This is a genomic window from Pseudomonas sp. SG-MS2 (genome assembly GCF_009933855.1).
In the GTDB taxonomy this organism is placed as follows: Bacteria; Pseudomonadota; Gammaproteobacteria; order Pseudomonadales; family Pseudomonadaceae; genus Aquipseudomonas; species Aquipseudomonas putida_E.
The window spans coordinates 26,496-41,855 of sequence record NZ_MOMO01000088.1 but is presented as its reverse complement, the minus strand read 5'-3'; the positions used below and the strand labels follow the sequence as shown (position 1 = coordinate 41,855).

Annotated in this window: 13 protein-coding genes; 10 read left to right on the top strand and 3 right to left on the bottom strand. The window is 63.5% G+C overall.

All coding sequences use genetic code 11. From position 1 onward, the window contains the following. The 5 genes from gcvP to BLX42_RS07200 all read left to right on the top strand — a co-directional run. On the top strand, positions 1–2,078 hold a 2,078-nt coding region (gene gcvP, locus BLX42_RS07220), incomplete at its 5' end, for an aminomethyl-transferring glycine dehydrogenase (RefSeq protein WP_161871457.1). 158 nt (positions 2,079–2,236) lie between these two features. After that, the gene (locus BLX42_RS07215) at positions 2,237–3,613 is read left to right on the top strand and encodes an L-serine ammonia-lyase (protein WP_161871456.1); all 1,377 of its coding nucleotides are present in this window, start codon (positions 2,237–2,239) and stop codon (positions 3,611–3,613) included. Between the two features lie 27 nt (positions 3,614–3,640). Further along, on the top strand, positions 3,641–4,762 hold the full coding sequence (gene gcvT / locus BLX42_RS07210; RefSeq protein ID WP_161871455.1) for a glycine cleavage system aminomethyltransferase GcvT: 1,122 nt from the start codon (positions 3,641–3,643) through the stop codon (positions 4,760–4,762). Between the two features lie 355 nt (positions 4,763–5,117). After that, positions 5,118–5,330 (top strand): cold-shock protein, encoded by a 213-nt coding sequence (locus tag BLX42_RS07205; RefSeq protein WP_012316046.1) that lies wholly within the window; start codon positions 5,118–5,120, stop codon positions 5,328–5,330. A 91-nt stretch (positions 5,331–5,421) separates the two neighbouring features. Then, entirely contained in the window at positions 5,422–5,910 is a 489-nt protein-coding gene (locus BLX42_RS07200) for an RDD family protein (RefSeq protein WP_012316047.1), read from the top strand. A 185-nt stretch (positions 5,911–6,095) separates the two neighbouring features. On the opposite strand, the gene lptG is transcribed toward BLX42_RS07200, so the two are convergent. Together lptG and lptF are read right to left on the bottom strand one after the other, a co-directional pair. After that, positions 6,096–7,157 carry an LPS export ABC transporter permease LptG gene (gene lptG, locus BLX42_RS07195; protein ID WP_046784432.1) on the bottom strand — a complete coding sequence of 354 codons (1,062 nt, stop codon included), beginning with the start codon at positions 7,155–7,157 and terminating at the stop codon, positions 6,096–6,098. Next, the gene (gene lptF / locus BLX42_RS07190; protein WP_012316049.1) at positions 7,150–8,265 is read right to left on the bottom strand and encodes an LPS export ABC transporter permease LptF; all 1,116 of its coding nucleotides are present in this window, start codon (positions 8,263–8,265) and stop codon (positions 7,150–7,152) included. Before lptF ends, lptG begins: the two co-directional genes overlap by 8 nt. 289 nt (positions 8,266–8,554) lie before the next feature. Here lptF and BLX42_RS07185 point away from each other — a divergent pair, with 289 nt between their 5' ends. The 5 genes from BLX42_RS07185 to rlmF all read left to right on the top strand — a co-directional run bounded on the left by BLX42_RS07185 (position 8,555) and on the right by rlmF (position 15,016). Continuing rightward, on the top strand, positions 8,555–10,048 hold the full coding sequence (locus BLX42_RS07185) for a leucyl aminopeptidase (RefSeq protein WP_161871454.1): 1,494 nt from the start codon (positions 8,555–8,557) through the stop codon (positions 10,046–10,048). A gap of 51 nt (positions 10,049–10,099) precedes the next feature. After that, on the top strand, positions 10,100–10,528 hold the full coding sequence (locus BLX42_RS07180; RefSeq protein ID WP_012316051.1) for a DNA polymerase III subunit chi: 429 nt from the start codon (positions 10,100–10,102) through the stop codon (positions 10,526–10,528). Positions 10,529–10,533: 5 nt separating this feature from the next. Next, on the top strand, positions 10,534–10,911 hold the full coding sequence (locus BLX42_RS07175; protein WP_012316052.1) for a hypothetical protein: 378 nt from the start codon (positions 10,534–10,536) through the stop codon (positions 10,909–10,911). Between the two features lie 137 nt (positions 10,912–11,048). Continuing rightward, positions 11,049–13,895, top strand: coding sequence for a valine--tRNA ligase (locus tag BLX42_RS07170; RefSeq protein WP_046784434.1), 2,847 nt, complete (start codon positions 11,049–11,051; stop codon positions 13,893–13,895). 170 nt (positions 13,896–14,065) lie between these two features. Further along, positions 14,066–15,016 (top strand): 23S rRNA (adenine(1618)-N(6))-methyltransferase RlmF, encoded by a 951-nt coding sequence (gene rlmF, locus BLX42_RS07165; protein ID WP_161871453.1) that lies wholly within the window; start codon positions 14,066–14,068, stop codon positions 15,014–15,016. 51 nt (positions 15,017–15,067) lie between these two features. Here rlmF and BLX42_RS07160 read toward each other — a convergent pair whose 3' ends face one another. Then, positions 15,068–15,349 (bottom strand): HU family DNA-binding protein, encoded by a 282-nt coding sequence (locus tag BLX42_RS07160; RefSeq protein WP_012316055.1) that lies wholly within the window; start codon positions 15,347–15,349, stop codon positions 15,068–15,070. Positions 15,350–15,360 lie beyond the last annotated feature (11 nt).

Sequence of the window (15,360 nt, the reverse complement as noted above, 5' to 3'; positions counted from 1 at the left end):
CGGACGTTGCCATCGGCAGCGCCCAGCGCTTTGGCGTGCCACTGGGCTTTGGCGGCCCGCACGCGGCCTACTTCGCCACCCGCGACGCATTCAAGCGTGACATGCCGGGCCGCCTGGTCGGTGTGTCGATCGACCGTTTCGGCAAGACTGCCCTGCGCCTGGCCATGCAAACCCGCGAGCAGCATATCCGCCGCGAGAAGGCCACCAGCAACATCTGTACCGCCCAGGTGCTGCTGGCCAACATTGCCAGCATGTTCGCGGTGTACCACGGCCCTGCGGGCCTCAAGCGCATCGCCGAACGCACCCACGCGCTGACCGCGATCCTCGCTGCCGGCCTGAAAACCCTCGGCGTGCAAGTGGTCGGAGAAACCGCGTTCGACACCCTGACCCTGGCCACCGGCAGCGCTACCGAAGGCCTGCACGACAAGGCACGCGCCCAGCGCATCAACCTGCGCCAGATCGACGCCGCCCACCTGGGCCTGTCGCTCGACGAGACCAGTACCCAGGCTGACGTCGAGGCGCTGTGGCAGCTGTTCGGTGGCCAACAGGCACAACCGGACTTCGCCGCCCTGGCCGCCAGCACCGGCTCGCGCCTGCCTGCCGCCCTGCTGCGCCAGTCGGCCATCCTCGAACACCCGGTGTTCAACCGCTACCACAGCGAAACCGAGCTGATGCGCTACCTGCGCCGCCTGGCCGACAAGGACCTGGCGCTGGACCGCAGCATGATCCCGCTGGGCTCGTGCACCATGAAGCTCAACGCCGCCAGTGAAATGATCCCGGTGACCTGGGCCGAGTTCGGCAACCTGCACCCGTTCGCCCCGGCCGAGCAAAGCCAGGGTTACCTGCAGATGACCACCGAGCTGGAAGCCATGCTCTGCGCCGCCACCGGCTACGACGCCGTGTCGCTGCAACCCAACGCCGGCTCCCAGGGCGAATATGCGGGCCTTCTGGCCATCCGCGCCTACCACCGCAGCCGCGGCGAAAGCCATCGCGACATCTGCCTGATCCCCTCCTCGGCTCATGGCACCAACCCGGCAACCGCACACATGGCCGGTATGCGCGTCGTGGTCACCGCGTGCGACGCGCGTGGCAACGTCGATGTCGAGGACCTGCGCGCCAAGGCCATCGAGCACCGCGAGCGCCTGGCCGCGATCATGATCACCTACCCGTCGACCCACGGCGTGTTCGAAGAAGCGATCGGCGAGATCTGCGCGATCATTCACGACAACGGCGGCCAGGTGTACATCGACGGCGCCAACATGAATGCCATGGTCGGCCTGTGCGCACCGGGCAAGTTCGGCGGCGACGTCTCGCACCTGAACCTGCACAAGACCTTCTGCATTCCGCACGGCGGTGGCGGCCCAGGCGTCGGCCCGATCGGCGTCAAGTCGCACCTGGCGCCGTTCATGCCCGGCCACGCTCAGTTGCAGAACCGTGACGGGGCGGTATGCGCCGCACCGTTCGGCAGCGCCAGCATTCTGCCGATCACCTGGATGTACATCCGCATGATGGGTGGTGCCGGCCTCAAGCGTGCCTCGCAGATGGCGATCCTCAATGCCAACTACATCGCCCGCCGCCTGGAAGAGCACTATCCTGTTCTGTACACCGGCGGCAATGGCCTGGTCGCCCACGAGTGCATCCTCGACCTGCGCCCGCTCAAGGACACCAGCGGCATCAGCGTCGACGACGTGGCCAAGCGCCTGATCGACTTCGGCTTCCACGCCCCGACCATGTCCTTCCCGGTAGCCGGCACGCTGATGATCGAGCCGACCGAAAGCGAGGCCAAGGAAGAGCTGGACCGCTTCTGCGATGCGATGATCCAGATCCGCGAAGAGATTCGCGCCGTGGAGAACGGTAGCCTGGACAAGGACGACAACCCGCTGAAGAACGCTCCACACACCGCTGCCGAGCTGGCTGGCGAGTGGGCCCACGGCTACAGCCGCGAACAGGCGGTGTACCCGCTGCCAAGCCTGGTGGAAGGCAAGTACTGGCCACCTGTGGGCCGGGTCGACAACGTGTTCGGCGACCGCAACCTGGTGTGCGCCTGCCCGTCGATCGAGAGCTATCAGGACGCCTGACCGCCTGGGGCCGCTTCGCGGCCCATCGCCGGCAAGCCGGCTCCAACCGGGACCGCACAGCTCTGGAGGCCTGCACTGTACCTGTAGGAGCCGGCTTGCCGGCGATGGGCTGCGCAGCAGCCCCAAAGGGTTAACCGGATATGTCAGGAGCAAGCACCATGTCACTGAGCGTCTTCGACCTGTTCAAGATCGGCATCGGCCCCTCCAGCTCCCACACGGTCGGCCCGATGCGCGCTGCCGCGCGTTTCGCCGAGGGCTTGCGCCGTGACGGCCTGCTGGCCAGCACCGCCAGCGTCAAGGCCGAGCTGTACGGCTCACTGGGTGCCACCGGCAAAGGCCATGGCAGCGACAAGGCGGTACTGCTTGGCCTGGAAGGCGAGCACCCCGATACCGTCGACACCGAAGCCATTCCCGCCCGCCTGCAGGCAATCCGTGAAAGCGGCCACCTGCACCTGCTCGGTGAACACACCATCGCCTTCGTCGAGAAGCAGCACCTGGCGATGATCCGCAAGCCTTTGGCATACCACCCCAACGGCATGATCTTCCGCGCCTTCGATGCCGCCGGCCTGCAAATCCGCAGCCGGGAGTACTACTCGGTGGGCGGCGGTTTCGTGGTCGACGAAGAGGCCGCCGGGCAAGACCGCATCGTCGAGGACAGCACCGTACTCGCCTACCCGTTCAAGACTGCCAAGCAACTGCTCGGGCATTGCACCGCGCAGCAGCTGTCGGTGAGCCAGGTGATGCTGGCCAACGAGGCGGCCTGGCGCCCCGAGGCCGAAACCCGTGCGGGTCTGCTGCGGATCTGGCAGGTGATGCAGGATTGCGTCGCAGCCGGCTACCGGCACGAGGGCATCCTGCCGGGCGGGCTCAAGGTCAAACGCCGGGCACCGGCACTGTACCGCCAACTCAGCCAGCACCCGGAGGCCAACCTGCGCGACGCGTTGTCGGTACTTGACTGGGTCAACCTGTATGCCTTGGCGGTCAACGAGGAAAATGCCTACGGCGGGCGCGTGGTCACTGCACCGACCAACGGTGCGGCAGGCATCGTGCCGGCAGTACTGCACTACTACATGCGCTTCGTCCCCGGCGCCAGTGAAGACGGCGTCGTGCGTTTTCTACTGACTGCCGCGGCCATTGGCATCCTGTACAAGGAAAACGCCTCGATCTCCGGGGCCGAGGTCGGCTGCCAGGGCGAAGTCGGGGTGGCCTGCTCGATGGCAGCCGGCGCCTTGTGCGAAGTGATGGGCGGCAGCGTGCAACAGGTGGAAAACGCTGCCGAAATCGGCATGGAGCACAACCTGAGGCTGACCTGCGACCCGATCGGTGGGCTGGTACAGGTGCCCTGCATCGAGCGCAACGCCATGGGCTCGGTCAAGGCCATCAATGCGGTGCGCATGGCCCTGCGTGGCGACGGGCAGCACTACGTGTCGCTCGACAAGGTCATCCGCACCATGCGCCAGACCGGCGCCGACATGAAAAGCAAATACAAGGAGACCGCCCGCGGCGGTCTGGCCGTCAACATCATTGAATGTTGACCCGACAACAAAACCAAGGAGTCATCGATGTCCGAAACACTGCACAAGACCCCGCTGCACGCCCTGCACCTGGAACTGGGCGCGCGCATGGTGCCATTCGCCGGCTTCGACATGCCGGTACAGTACCCGCTGGGCGTGCTCAAGGAGCACCTGCACACCCGTGAGCAGGCCGGCCTGTTCGATGTCTCGCACATGGGCCAGATCATCCTGCGCGGCAAGGATGCCGCCCAAGCCCTGGAAAGCCTGGTGCCAGTGGATATCATCGACCTGCCGGTGGGCATGCAGCGCTATGCCATGTTCACCAACGAGCAAGGTGGCATCCTCGACGACCTGATGGTTGCCAACCTGGGCGACGACACGCTGTTCCTGGTGGTCAACGCCGCCTGCAAGGAGCAGGATCTGGCCCATCTGCAGCAGCATATCGGGGACCGTTGCCAGATTCAGCCACTGTTCGAGGAACGTGCCCTGCTCGCCCTGCAAGGCCCGGCCGCAGTCACCGTGCTCGCGCGCCTGGCCCCGGAAGTGGCCGGCATGACCTTCATGCAGTTGCGCCCAGTCACCCTGCTGGGCGAAGACTGCTTCGTCAGCCGTTCGGGGTACACCGGCGAAGACGGTTATGAGATCTCGGTACCGGCCAAGGCTGCCGAAGCCCTGGCCAGACGCCTGCTGGCCGAGCCTGAAGTGCAGCCGATCGGCCTGGGCGCACGCGACTCTCTGCGCCTGGAAGCTGGCCTGTGCCTGTATGGCCACGACATGGACACCGCCACCACGCCGGTCGAGGCCAGCCTGCTCTGGGCCGTGTCCAAGGTCCGCCGCGTCGACGGCGCGCGCGCTGGCGGCTTCCCCGGGGCCGAGGTGATCTTTGCCCAGCAGCAAGCCGGCGTGGCCCGCAAGCGTGTTGGCCTGCTGCCACAGGAACGTACGCCCGTGCGCGAAGGCGCAGAGATTGTCGATGCAGCTGACCAGCCCGTGGGTAAAGTCAGCAGTGGTGGCTTCGGCCCGACACTTGGCGCACCGGTTGCTATGGGTTATGTCGATATCGAACATGGCGCGCTGGACACTCCGCTGTTTGCCCTGGTGCGCGGCAAGAAGGTTGCCCTGAAAGTCAGCAAAACGCCTTTTGTGGCGCAACGTTACTATCGCGGTTGAACGCGGTACATGAGGTTTGCGAGCAGGTCGACTTATTCGTTTTCGAACCTGCCCCATAACTTATGAACATGGCGCCAGGCCAGGCGCCATGCCGTTTGCGATGAATTGTTCAGTTATCGAAAAAAGCCCGATTTTCCAGCTGACCAAGGGCTTGTTTTTTTCTCGGGAGTTGGCGTAGAGTCATTGCACTGTGTTTGCATGGGTCGCAACAGTTCGTGACCTGGGCCAGTAGCCGCAATCTGCTACAACCCGTTGGACGTGACTTACTTTCCTGCAACCCAGCCCAGTACTCTTTCACTCTTGATAACGTGAAAGTAACTGTCATTAAAATTTAAGCTTCATAGGAAATAAGACAATGGCTGAGCGTCAGAACGGTACCGTCAAGTGGTTCAATGACGAGAAAGGTTACGGCTTCATCACCCCAGAAAGCGGTGCTGATCTGTTCGTGCACTTCCGTGCCATCGAGGGCAACGGCTTCAAGAGCCTGAAAGAAGGCCAGAAGGTTACCTTCGAAGCAGTTCAGGGCCAAAAAGGCCTGCAAGCTGACAAGGTTCAAGTCCTCGGCTAAGCCGGTCGCGACTTCGAAGAAAGCCCCTGCCCAGTGCAGGGGTTTTTTTTTGCCCGTAGAATGGCGGCTTCGCCATTCGGAGCTGTCCTGCATGCCCAAGCCTCTGCTCTCACCCCAAGGTGACTTTCCGCCGGTCGGCCTGGGCCGGCGCCTGGCGGCGATGTTCTACGACTTCCTGTTGTGTACGGCCCTGCTGATCGTCACCGCAGGGGCCTACAAGATGATCCAGATGGCGATCATCGGCGAGGCACGCATGCGCGAGCTGACCGAGGCTGGTGCGCTGGACGGCGACCCGCTGCTATCGACGATCCTGCTGTTTGCGCTGTTCGGTTTCTTTGCCAAGTTCTGGACCCACGGCGGGCAGACCCTGGGCATGCAGGTATGGGGCGTGCGGGTGCAAAACCTTGATGGCAGCGCAATCAGCCTGTGGCAGGCGCTGCTGCGCTTTATCGTGTCGATCGCCTCATGGCTGTGCCTGGGGCTGGGGTTCTTCTGGTCGCTGATCGACAAGCGCAAGCGCGGCTGGCATGACATTTATTCGCAGACACAGCTGGTGCGGGTACCGAAACAGAAGAAATAAGCCAGTCAGTTGGCGTTGTCAGGGCTGCTTTGCAGCCCATCGCCTGCAAGCCAGCTCCCACTGGGGCCGCGCAATTGCTGAGGTCTGCGCTATACCTGTGGGAGCCGGTTTGCCGGCGATGGGCCGCAAAACGATTACCTGACTGGTATTAACCCTGAGGTCGGGTTTCTCGTGTCATCAGGCCATCATCCCGCCCGACGCAGCAACCATAAGCCGGCCAGTGCACACACACCGGCCGGGATCACCACCGCCAACAGCGGCGGGAAGCCGAACACCTGGCTCGAAGGGCCAAGCAGGTCGCCGGCAATACGGAACACAAAGCCCACCAGTACGCCAGTGAACACGCGCTGGCCGAGGGTCACCGAACGCAGCGGCCCGAAGATGAACGAAATCGCCATCAGGACCAACGCCGCGGTCACCGCCGGCTGCAGCACCTTGGTCCAGAATGCCAGCCAGTAACGGGCATTGTTCAGGCCCTGGTCGGACAGGTAATGGATGTAGTCCCACAGCCCGGTGATCGACAGCGACTCCGGGGCCAGCACCACGGTATTGAGCAGTTGTGGGGTCACCGAGACATCCCAGCGTTCTGCCGAGCTCTTCACCACTTCGGTGTGATCGCCACGGAAGTAGGTGGTGCTGACATCGCTGAGTACCCAATGATCGCTCTCATAACGCGCCCGGCGCGCGAAACTCGACGTGACGATCTTGCGCTCGTCGTCGAAGCGGTAGCGGGTCACACCCAGCAACAGGCCATTGGGCTGTACCGAGTTGATATGCACGAACTCATCACCCTGGCGGTGCCACATGCCGCGCTTGGAGCTCTGCGCCTCACCGCCGCCCTGGGCCAGGGAACGGTCTGCCTGGGCCTTGTTCTCGCTGATTGGCGCCACGTACTCGCCAATCAGCAGGCCGACCAGCATCAGCACCAGCATCGGCTTCATCACCGCCCAGACGATGCGCCCGATGGAAACCCCGGCGGCACGCATGATGGTCAGTTCGCTGCTGCTGGCCAGGCTGCCCAGGCCGATCAGGCAGCCGATCAGTGCCGCCATCGGCAACATGTCGTAGAGCCGGCGGGGCGCTGTAAGAAGCGTGAACCAGCCAGCATCCATGACGGTATAGGTATCGCTCAGGTCGCTCATTTCGTCGATGAAGGCGAACAACGAAGCCAGGCCCAGAATGATGCCCAGTACGGCCAGGATGGCCATCAGCACGCTCTGGCCGATGTAGCGGTCGAGTTTAACCATGGGCCACCTCCGCACGACGGGCGGCACGCTTGAGCCGTAGCGGCTCCCAGTACATCAGGCCCAGGCCGATGAGCAGGAACAGGCCATGCACCCACCACATGCCCAGGGCGATCGGCAGCTTGCCTTTCTCCAGAGCGCCACGTACGGAAATCAGCATCGTCAGGTAGGCCATGTACAGAAGAATCGCCGGCAGCAGCTTGAGGAAGCGGCCCTGGCGCGGATTGACCCGGGACAGCGGGACTGCCAGCAGGGTCACGATGAATACCAGGATCGGCAAGGAGATGCGCCATTGCAGCTCGGCACGTTCGCGTAGCCCGGCATTGCCGATCAGTTGGGAGGTAGGAATGGCTTCACGCTCGGTCACTTCCTCGCTGACTTCAGGCTTGGGCAACAGCACGCCATAGGTGTCGTACTTGATGGCCCGGTAATCGGCCTGGCCAGGGTTGCCGTCATAGCGGTAGCCATTCTGCAACACCAGATAGCGATTGCCGTCGGCCTGCACTTCCTGATGGCCCTTTTCGGCTACCAGCACGGACGGTGCACGGTCCTTGGTCTTGTCCTGGTTGAAGCGCTTCTCGGAGATGAACACACCGGTGAGGTTGCTGCGATCATCGGTCAGCTCCTCGGTGTAGGTCACCCGCGAACCGTCGCGCAGGGTCTGGAAACGGCCCGGCACCAAGGTATCGAACTCGGTCAGGGCATCCTGCTGGCCAATGATCTGCTGCACCTGGGCAACGCCCAGTGGCGCCAGGCTCAGGCTCAGCCAGGCCACCAGCAAGGCGACCAGCGCCGCAGGTGCCATGGTCAGGCCGAGCAGGCGTTGCTGGCTCATGCCGGTGGCCGACAGCACGGTCATCTCGCTTTCCAGATACAGCCGGCCATAGGCCAGAAGGATGCCGAGGAACAGCCCCAATGGCAGGATCAGTTGCAAGAAACCGGGCAGGCGGAAGCCCATGATCAGGAACAGCACGCTCGGGTCGAGCACGCCCTGGGCCGCCTGGGCCAGGTACTTGATGAAACGCCCGCTCATGATGATCACCAGCAGCACTGCGCTGACGGCGCTCAAGGTCACCAGGACCTCGCGGGAGAGATAACGAAAGACGATCAAACCAGACACTCCTGGGTTGTCAGGGGCGGACTGCCAAACAAAGGCTTACGACAGCCAAGACCAATGCCGGTTCGCCGGGGGCGAACCTCCTTGTAAAGTGCGCGCATTATCCTGTGATTGGCCGCGCCTGTCACTTGGCCGCGCATCAAGGCTGACAACGGGGTTGTCAGCACGCTTGCCGCAGGCTCAAACTGGCAGCTTTTCCACTGGCCCGCGACCACGCGGCCAGGCCCGCCCAGAGCGCAAGAACTCAAAGCGCCAACTGCACAGATCATTCGGGGACCCTGACATGGAACTGGTTGTAAAAAGCGTAGCTGCTGCATCCGTAAAAACCGCCACCCTGGTCGTACCGGTCGGCGAAGGGCGCAAGCTCGGCGCCGTTGCCAAAGCTGTCGACCTGGCCACCGACGGTGCCATCAGTGCCGTGCTCAAGCGTGGCGACCTGGCCGGCAAGCCAGGCCAGACGCTGCTGCTGCAAAACCTGCCTGGCCTCAAGGCCGAGCGCGTACTGCTGGTGGGCAGCGGCAAGGACGAAGCCCTCGGTGACCGCGCCTGGCGCAAACTGGTCACCAGCGTTGCCGGCGTGCTGAAAGGCCTCAACGGCAGCGACGCGGTACTGGCACTGGACGACATCGCCGTCAGCAACCGTGATGCCCACTACGGCAAATACCGCCTGCTGGCCGAAACCCTGCTCGATGGCGAATACGTGTTCGACCGTTTCAAGAGCCAGAAAGCCGAGCCGCGCGCGCTGAAAAAGATCACCCTGCTGGCCGACAAGGCCGGCCTGGCCGAAGTGGAGCGCGCGGCACACCACGCCACCGCCATCGCCACCGGCATGGCCTTCACCCGCGACCTGGGCAACCTGCCGCCGAACCTCTGCCACCCGAGCTACCTGGCCGAGCAGGCCAAGGAGCTGGGCAAGGCTCACAAAGGCCTCAAGGTCGAAGTGTTCGACGAGAAGAAGATCAAGGACCTGGGCATGGGCGCGTTCTACGCGGTCGGCCAGGGCAGCGAACAGCCGCCGCGCCTGATCGTCCTGCAATACCAGGGCGCCAAGAAGAGCGACAAACCGTTCGTGCTGGTCGGTAAAGGCATCACCTTCGACACCGGCGGCATCAGCCTCAAGCCAGGTGCCGGCATGGATGAGATGAAGTACGACATGTGCGGCGCCGCCAGCGTGTTCGGCACCCTGCGCGCCGTGCTCGAGCTGAAGCTGCCGATCAACCTGGTATGCATCCTGGCCTGCGCCGAGAACATGCCGAGCGGCAACGCCACCCGGCCGGGCGACATCGTCACCACCATGAACGGGCAGACCGTTGAAATCCTCAATACCGACGCCGAAGGCCGCCTGGTGCTGTGCGATGCACTGACCTACGCCGAACGTTTCAAGCCACAAGCGGTGATCGACATCGCGACCCTGACCGGCGCTTGCATCGTTGCCCTGGGCAGCCACACCGCAGGCCTGCTGGGCAACAACGACGAGCTGATCGGCCAGTTGCTCGACGCCGGCAAGCGCGCCGACGACCGCGCCTGGCAGCTGCCGCTGTTCGATGAGTATCAGGAGCAGCTGGACAGCCCGTTCGCCGACATCGCCAACATCGGTGGGCCGAAGGCCGGCACCATCACCGCCGCCTGCTTCCTGTCGCGGTTCGCCAAAGCCTACAACTGGGCGCACCTGGACATCGCCGGCACCGCCTGGGTCAGCGGGGGCAAGGACAAGGGCGCCACCGGCCGCCCGGTTCCGCTGCTGACCCAGTACCTGCTCGACCGCGCCAGCGCCTGATGCCGTGAGGCCGCTGATGCCCCAAGGCGTCACCGGCCGGCAGAGCGAACCATGAGTAAAGTCGATTTCTACATCCTGCCCACCGACTCGCTGTCGGCACGGCTGGATTTCGCCTGCAAGCTGTGCGAAAAGGCCTGGCGCCTCGGCCACCGGGTCTACCTACATTGCCAGGACGCTGAACAGCGCAGCGAGCTGGACCAACGCCTGTGGCGCTTCAAGGGCGAAGCGTTCGTACCCCACGACCTGGCGGAGGCACATGCCGACGCCACAGTGGCCTTGGGCTTGGCCGACAACGCCGGCGAACATCGGGACCTTCTGATAAACCTGGGCGCTGATGTGCCCGGCTTTGTCGGGCAATTCGAGCGGGTTGCCGAAATCGTTGTCGAGCAAGCGGATATCCGCCAATCGGCCCGCGAACGATTCCGTTTCTACCGCGAACAGGGCTATGCTCTGCAAGACCACCGCTTACAGCGACTTTGACGACGATGGACAAGCCTTCCGCCCTACCCGATTCCGCCCATCTGCTTGACGACCTCGAGTCGATTCGCCAGTTGCTGGGCGACGCCGACCTGCAACCACCGCTGCTCACAGAGACGGTGGAACAGATTCCGCTGCTGCTCGACACCCCGGCCGGCAACACCCTGCCAGCACCTGAACCGGCTGCAGCACCCGCCGAAGCAGAACCCGAAGAAGACCCGCAGACCCGCCGCCAGGACACACTGCTGCACCTGGAGGCCGAGCTACGCGCCGCAGCGCAATTGATCATGCAGGACGTGATCAACGACTTCACCCCGCATATCGAAACCGAGATCAAGCGCCGGCTCGATGCGCGTATCGAGCGGCTGATCAAGCGTTCTGAATAAGCCTGACAAACGCGGCGCACTCTTCGCGGATTTACCCCGCGAAGAGTGCCCATAGGTCTTGCAGCTTGTCGCTTGAAGCTCGCAGCTCCGTTATACTTCCCGGCTTTCCCGAATAAATGCACAGGGTCCCGCCGCGCATGGATAAGACCTACCAGCCGCACGCCATCGAAACTTCCTGGTACAACACCTGGGAGTCCGAAAACTATTTCGCTCCACAAGGTGCAGGTGAGTCCTACACCATCATGATCCCGCCACCGAACGTGACGGGCAGCCTGCACATGGGCCACGGTTTCAACAACGCGATCATGGACGCCCTGATCCGTTTCCGTCGCATGCAGGGCCGCGACACCTTGTGGCAGCCGGGTACCGACCACGCCGGTATCGCCACCCAGATGCTGGTCGAGCGCCAGCTCGAAGCCAAGGGCCAGAACCGTCACGACCTTGGCCGTGACGCCTTCCTGGACAAGGTCTGGGAATGGAAAGAGCAGTCTGGCGGCAACATCAGCCGGCAGATCCGTCGCCTGGGCTCGTCGGTAGACTGGAGCCGCGAACGCTTCACCATGGATGACGGCCTGTCCGAAGCGGTCAAGGAAGCCTTCGTGCGCCTGCACGAAGACGGCCTGATCTACCGTGGCAAGCGCCTGGTCAACTGGGACACCAAGCTGCACACGGCCATCTCCGACCTCGAAGTGGAAAACCATGACGAGAAAGGCCACCTGTGGAACCTGCGTTACCCGCTGGCCGACGGTGCCAGAACTGCCGACGGCCAGGATTACCTGGTGGTTGCCACCACCCGCCCGGAAACCCTGCTGGGTGACGCTGCGGTAGCGGTCAACCCGAACGATGAGCGCTACCAGGCACTGATCGGCAAGTTCGTCGAGCTGCCGCTGGTCGGCCGTCGCATCCCGATCATCGCCGATGACTACTGCGACCCCGAGTTCGGCACCGGCTGCGTGAAGATCACCCCGGCCCACGACTTCAATGACTATGAAGTCGGCAAGCGCCACAACCTGCCGCTGCTCAACATCTTCGACAAGAACGCCCTGGTGCTGCCCGCCGCCCAGGCGTTCAACCTCGACGGCAGCGTCAATGAGCAAGCGGACACCCGCCTGCCCGCCCAGTACGCCGGCCTCGACCGTTTCGTCGCGCGCAAGCAGATCGTCGCCGACCTGGACGCTCAGGGGCTGCTGGTCAGCATCGACGACCACGCTTTGAAAGTACCGAAGGGCGACCGCTCCGGCACCATCATCGAGCCATGGCTGACCGACCAGTGGTACGTTTCCACCAAGCCGCTGGCCGAACCTGCGATTGCCGCCGTTGAAGATGGCCGCATCCAGTTCGTGCCCAAGCAGTACGAAAACATGTACTTCTCCTGGATGCGCGACATCCAGGATTGGTGCATCAGCCGTCAGCTGTGGTGGGGCCACCGGATCCCGGCGTGGTACGACGAGGCCGGCCAGGTCTATGTCGGCCGCAACGAAGCCGAAGTGCGCGCCAAGCACAACCTGGGCACCGACGTGGTACTGCGCCAGGACGACGACGTGCTCGACACCTGGTTCAGCTCGGGGCTGTGGACCTTCTCCACCCTCGGCTGGCCGGAGCAGACCGAATTCCTCAAGAAATTCCACTCCACCGACGTGCTGGTCACAGGCTTTGACATCATCTTCTTCTGGGTTGCCCGGATGATCATGCTGACCATGCACCTGATCAAGAACGAGGATGGCACCCCGCAGGTCCCGTTCAAGACCGTGTACGTGCACGGCCTGGTACGTGACGGCCAGGGCCAGAAGATGTCCAAGTCCAAGGGCAACGTGCTCGACCCGCTGGACATCGTTGACGGCATCACCCTGGACGCCCTGCTGGAAAAACGCACCAGCGGCATGATGCAGCCCAAGCTGGCCGAGAAAATCGCCAAGCAAACCAAGGCCGAGTTCCCGGAAGGCATTGCCAGCTACGGCACCGACGCCCTGCGCTTCACCTTCTGCTCGCTGGCCTCCACTGGCCGCGACATCAAGTTCGACATGGGCCGCGTCGAAGGCTATCGCAACTTCTGCAACAAGATCTGGAACGCCGCCCGCTATGTGCTGGACAAAGGCGAGGACTGCGGCCAGAACGGCGAAGCCTATGAACTGTCGCTGGCCGACCGCTGGATCATCTCGCAGCTGCAACGCACCGAAGCCGAAGTGACCCGCCAGCTCGAGCAGTTCCGTTTCGACCTGGCCAGCCAGGCCCTGTACGAGTTCATCTGGAACCAGTACTGCGACTGGTATCTGGAACTGTCCAAGCCGGTACTGTGGGACGAAAACGCTCCGGTAGAGCGCGCCCGCGGCACCCGTCGCACCCTGGTGCGCGTGCTGGAAGTGGCGCTGCGCCTGGCTCATCCGTTCATGCCGTTCATCACCGAAGAAATCTGGCAGCGCATCGCGCCGCTGGCAGGCATCGACGGCAAGACCATCATGCTGCAGCCGTGGCCAGTGGCCAACGAAAGCCGTATCGATGCCGCCGCCGAAGGCGATATCGAATGGCTCAAGGAGCTGATGGTCGGCCTGCGTAACATCCGCGCCGAAATGAACATCGGCCCGGGCAAGCCCCTGCCACTGTTCCTGAAGAACGCCAGCGCCGACGACCAGCGCCGCCTGCAGGAAAACGAAGCCCTGCTCAAGAAGCTGGCCAAGGTCGAGTCGTTCACCGTGCTCGGCGAGGCCGACGAAGCGCCGCTGTCGGCCACCGCACTGGTGGGCGATCTGCAGGTGCTGGTGCCGATGGCCGGCCTGATCGACAAGGACGCCGAGCTGGCTCGCCTGAACAAGGAAATCCAGCGCCTGCAAGGTGAAGTGCAACGCGTCGGCGGCAAGCTGTCGAACGCCGCCTTCGTCGACAAGGCACCGCCTGCGGTGATCGAGAAGGAGCGCGCCAAGCTGGCCGAGTCCGAGCAGGCCCTGGCCAACTTCACCGAGCAGCATGCGCGGATCGCTGCGCTGTAAAAGTTACATCGCTGACTGACCGGCGGGGGCTTCGCCCCCGATCGCGACACAAGGCCGCCCCTACAGATTCGATGCCGGATTCAACGGCACCGCTTCCTGTAGGAGCGGCCTTGTGTCGCGAAAGGGCCGCACAGCGGCCCCAGGCCAGCGATGCCCATTTGGATTCAAGCATGACCCAGAAACCCACCCTGCACCCGCGCAACCGCCATCAGGGGCGCTACGACTTCCCCAGCCTGATCAAGGCCCACCCGGACCTGGCTCGCTTCACCATCACCAACCCCCACGGCAAACCCAGCATCGACTTCGCCAACCCCGAAGCCGTGCGGGTGTTCAACCGCGCCTTGCTCAAGGCCCAGTACGGCATCCAGCACTGGGACATTCCCGCCGATTACCTGTGCCCGCCGATACCCGGCCGCGCCGACTACATCCACGTCGCCGCCGACCTGTTGGCCGAGGACAACGCTGGCGAAGTGCCCAAAGGCGCTCAGGTGCGCGCCCTGGACATTGGCGTGGGTGCCAACTGCATCTACCCGCTGCTCGGCCACAGCGATTACCGCTGGCGCTTCCTCGGCTCGGACATCGACCCGGTGGCACTGGCCTCGGCCAAGGCGATCGTCCAGGCCAACAACCTGAGCAAAGCCATCGCACTACGTCAGCAGAACAACGCCAAGCTCATTCTCGGTGGCCTGCTCGAGGAAGACGAACGCTTCGACCTGACCTTGTGCAACCCGCCCTTCCACGCCTCACGCGAGGAAGCCACCCGTGGCAGCCAGCGCAAGTGGAAGAACCTCGGCAAACAGGACCCCAAGCGCAAGCTGCCCGTGCTCAACTTCGGCGGGCAGAACAACGAGCTGTGGTGTGAAGGTGGCGAGATCCGCTTCGTCAGCCAGCTGGTTGGCGAAAGCGTGCAGTACGCTTTGCAAGTGCTGTGGTTCACCAGCCTGGTGTCCAAGGCCGGCAACCTGCCCGGCATCGAAGCGGCGCTGAAAAAGGCCGGCGCCAAGGCCGTACGCATCGTTGAGATGGGCCAGGGGCAGAAACAGAGCCGTATGGTCGCATGGAGCTTCCACGACCATGGCCAACGCCAGGCCTGGAACGAGCGACGCAAATCACAGGCATGAAAAAACCGCGCCCGGGCAAGCCGGGCGCGGTTTGGTCAATGCATCAACGAATTACTTGTTGATAGCGTCGGTCAGCGACTTGGCCGGCACGAACTTGACGACTTTCTTGGCAGCGATTTCGATGGCGGCGCCAGTCGAAGGGTTGCGGCCGGTACGGGCAGGACGCTCGGAGACTTTCAGCTTGCCGATGCCTGGCAGGGTGATTTCAGCGCCGTTTTCCAGCTGGTCGGCAACGATCTGGCCCAGTTGCTCCAGAGCGTTTTTGGCGGTGGCTTTCGGCTGAGCGATCGACTCGGCGATATCGGCAATCAGTTGGTCTTTGGTCAATGCCATGGTGGTGTTCC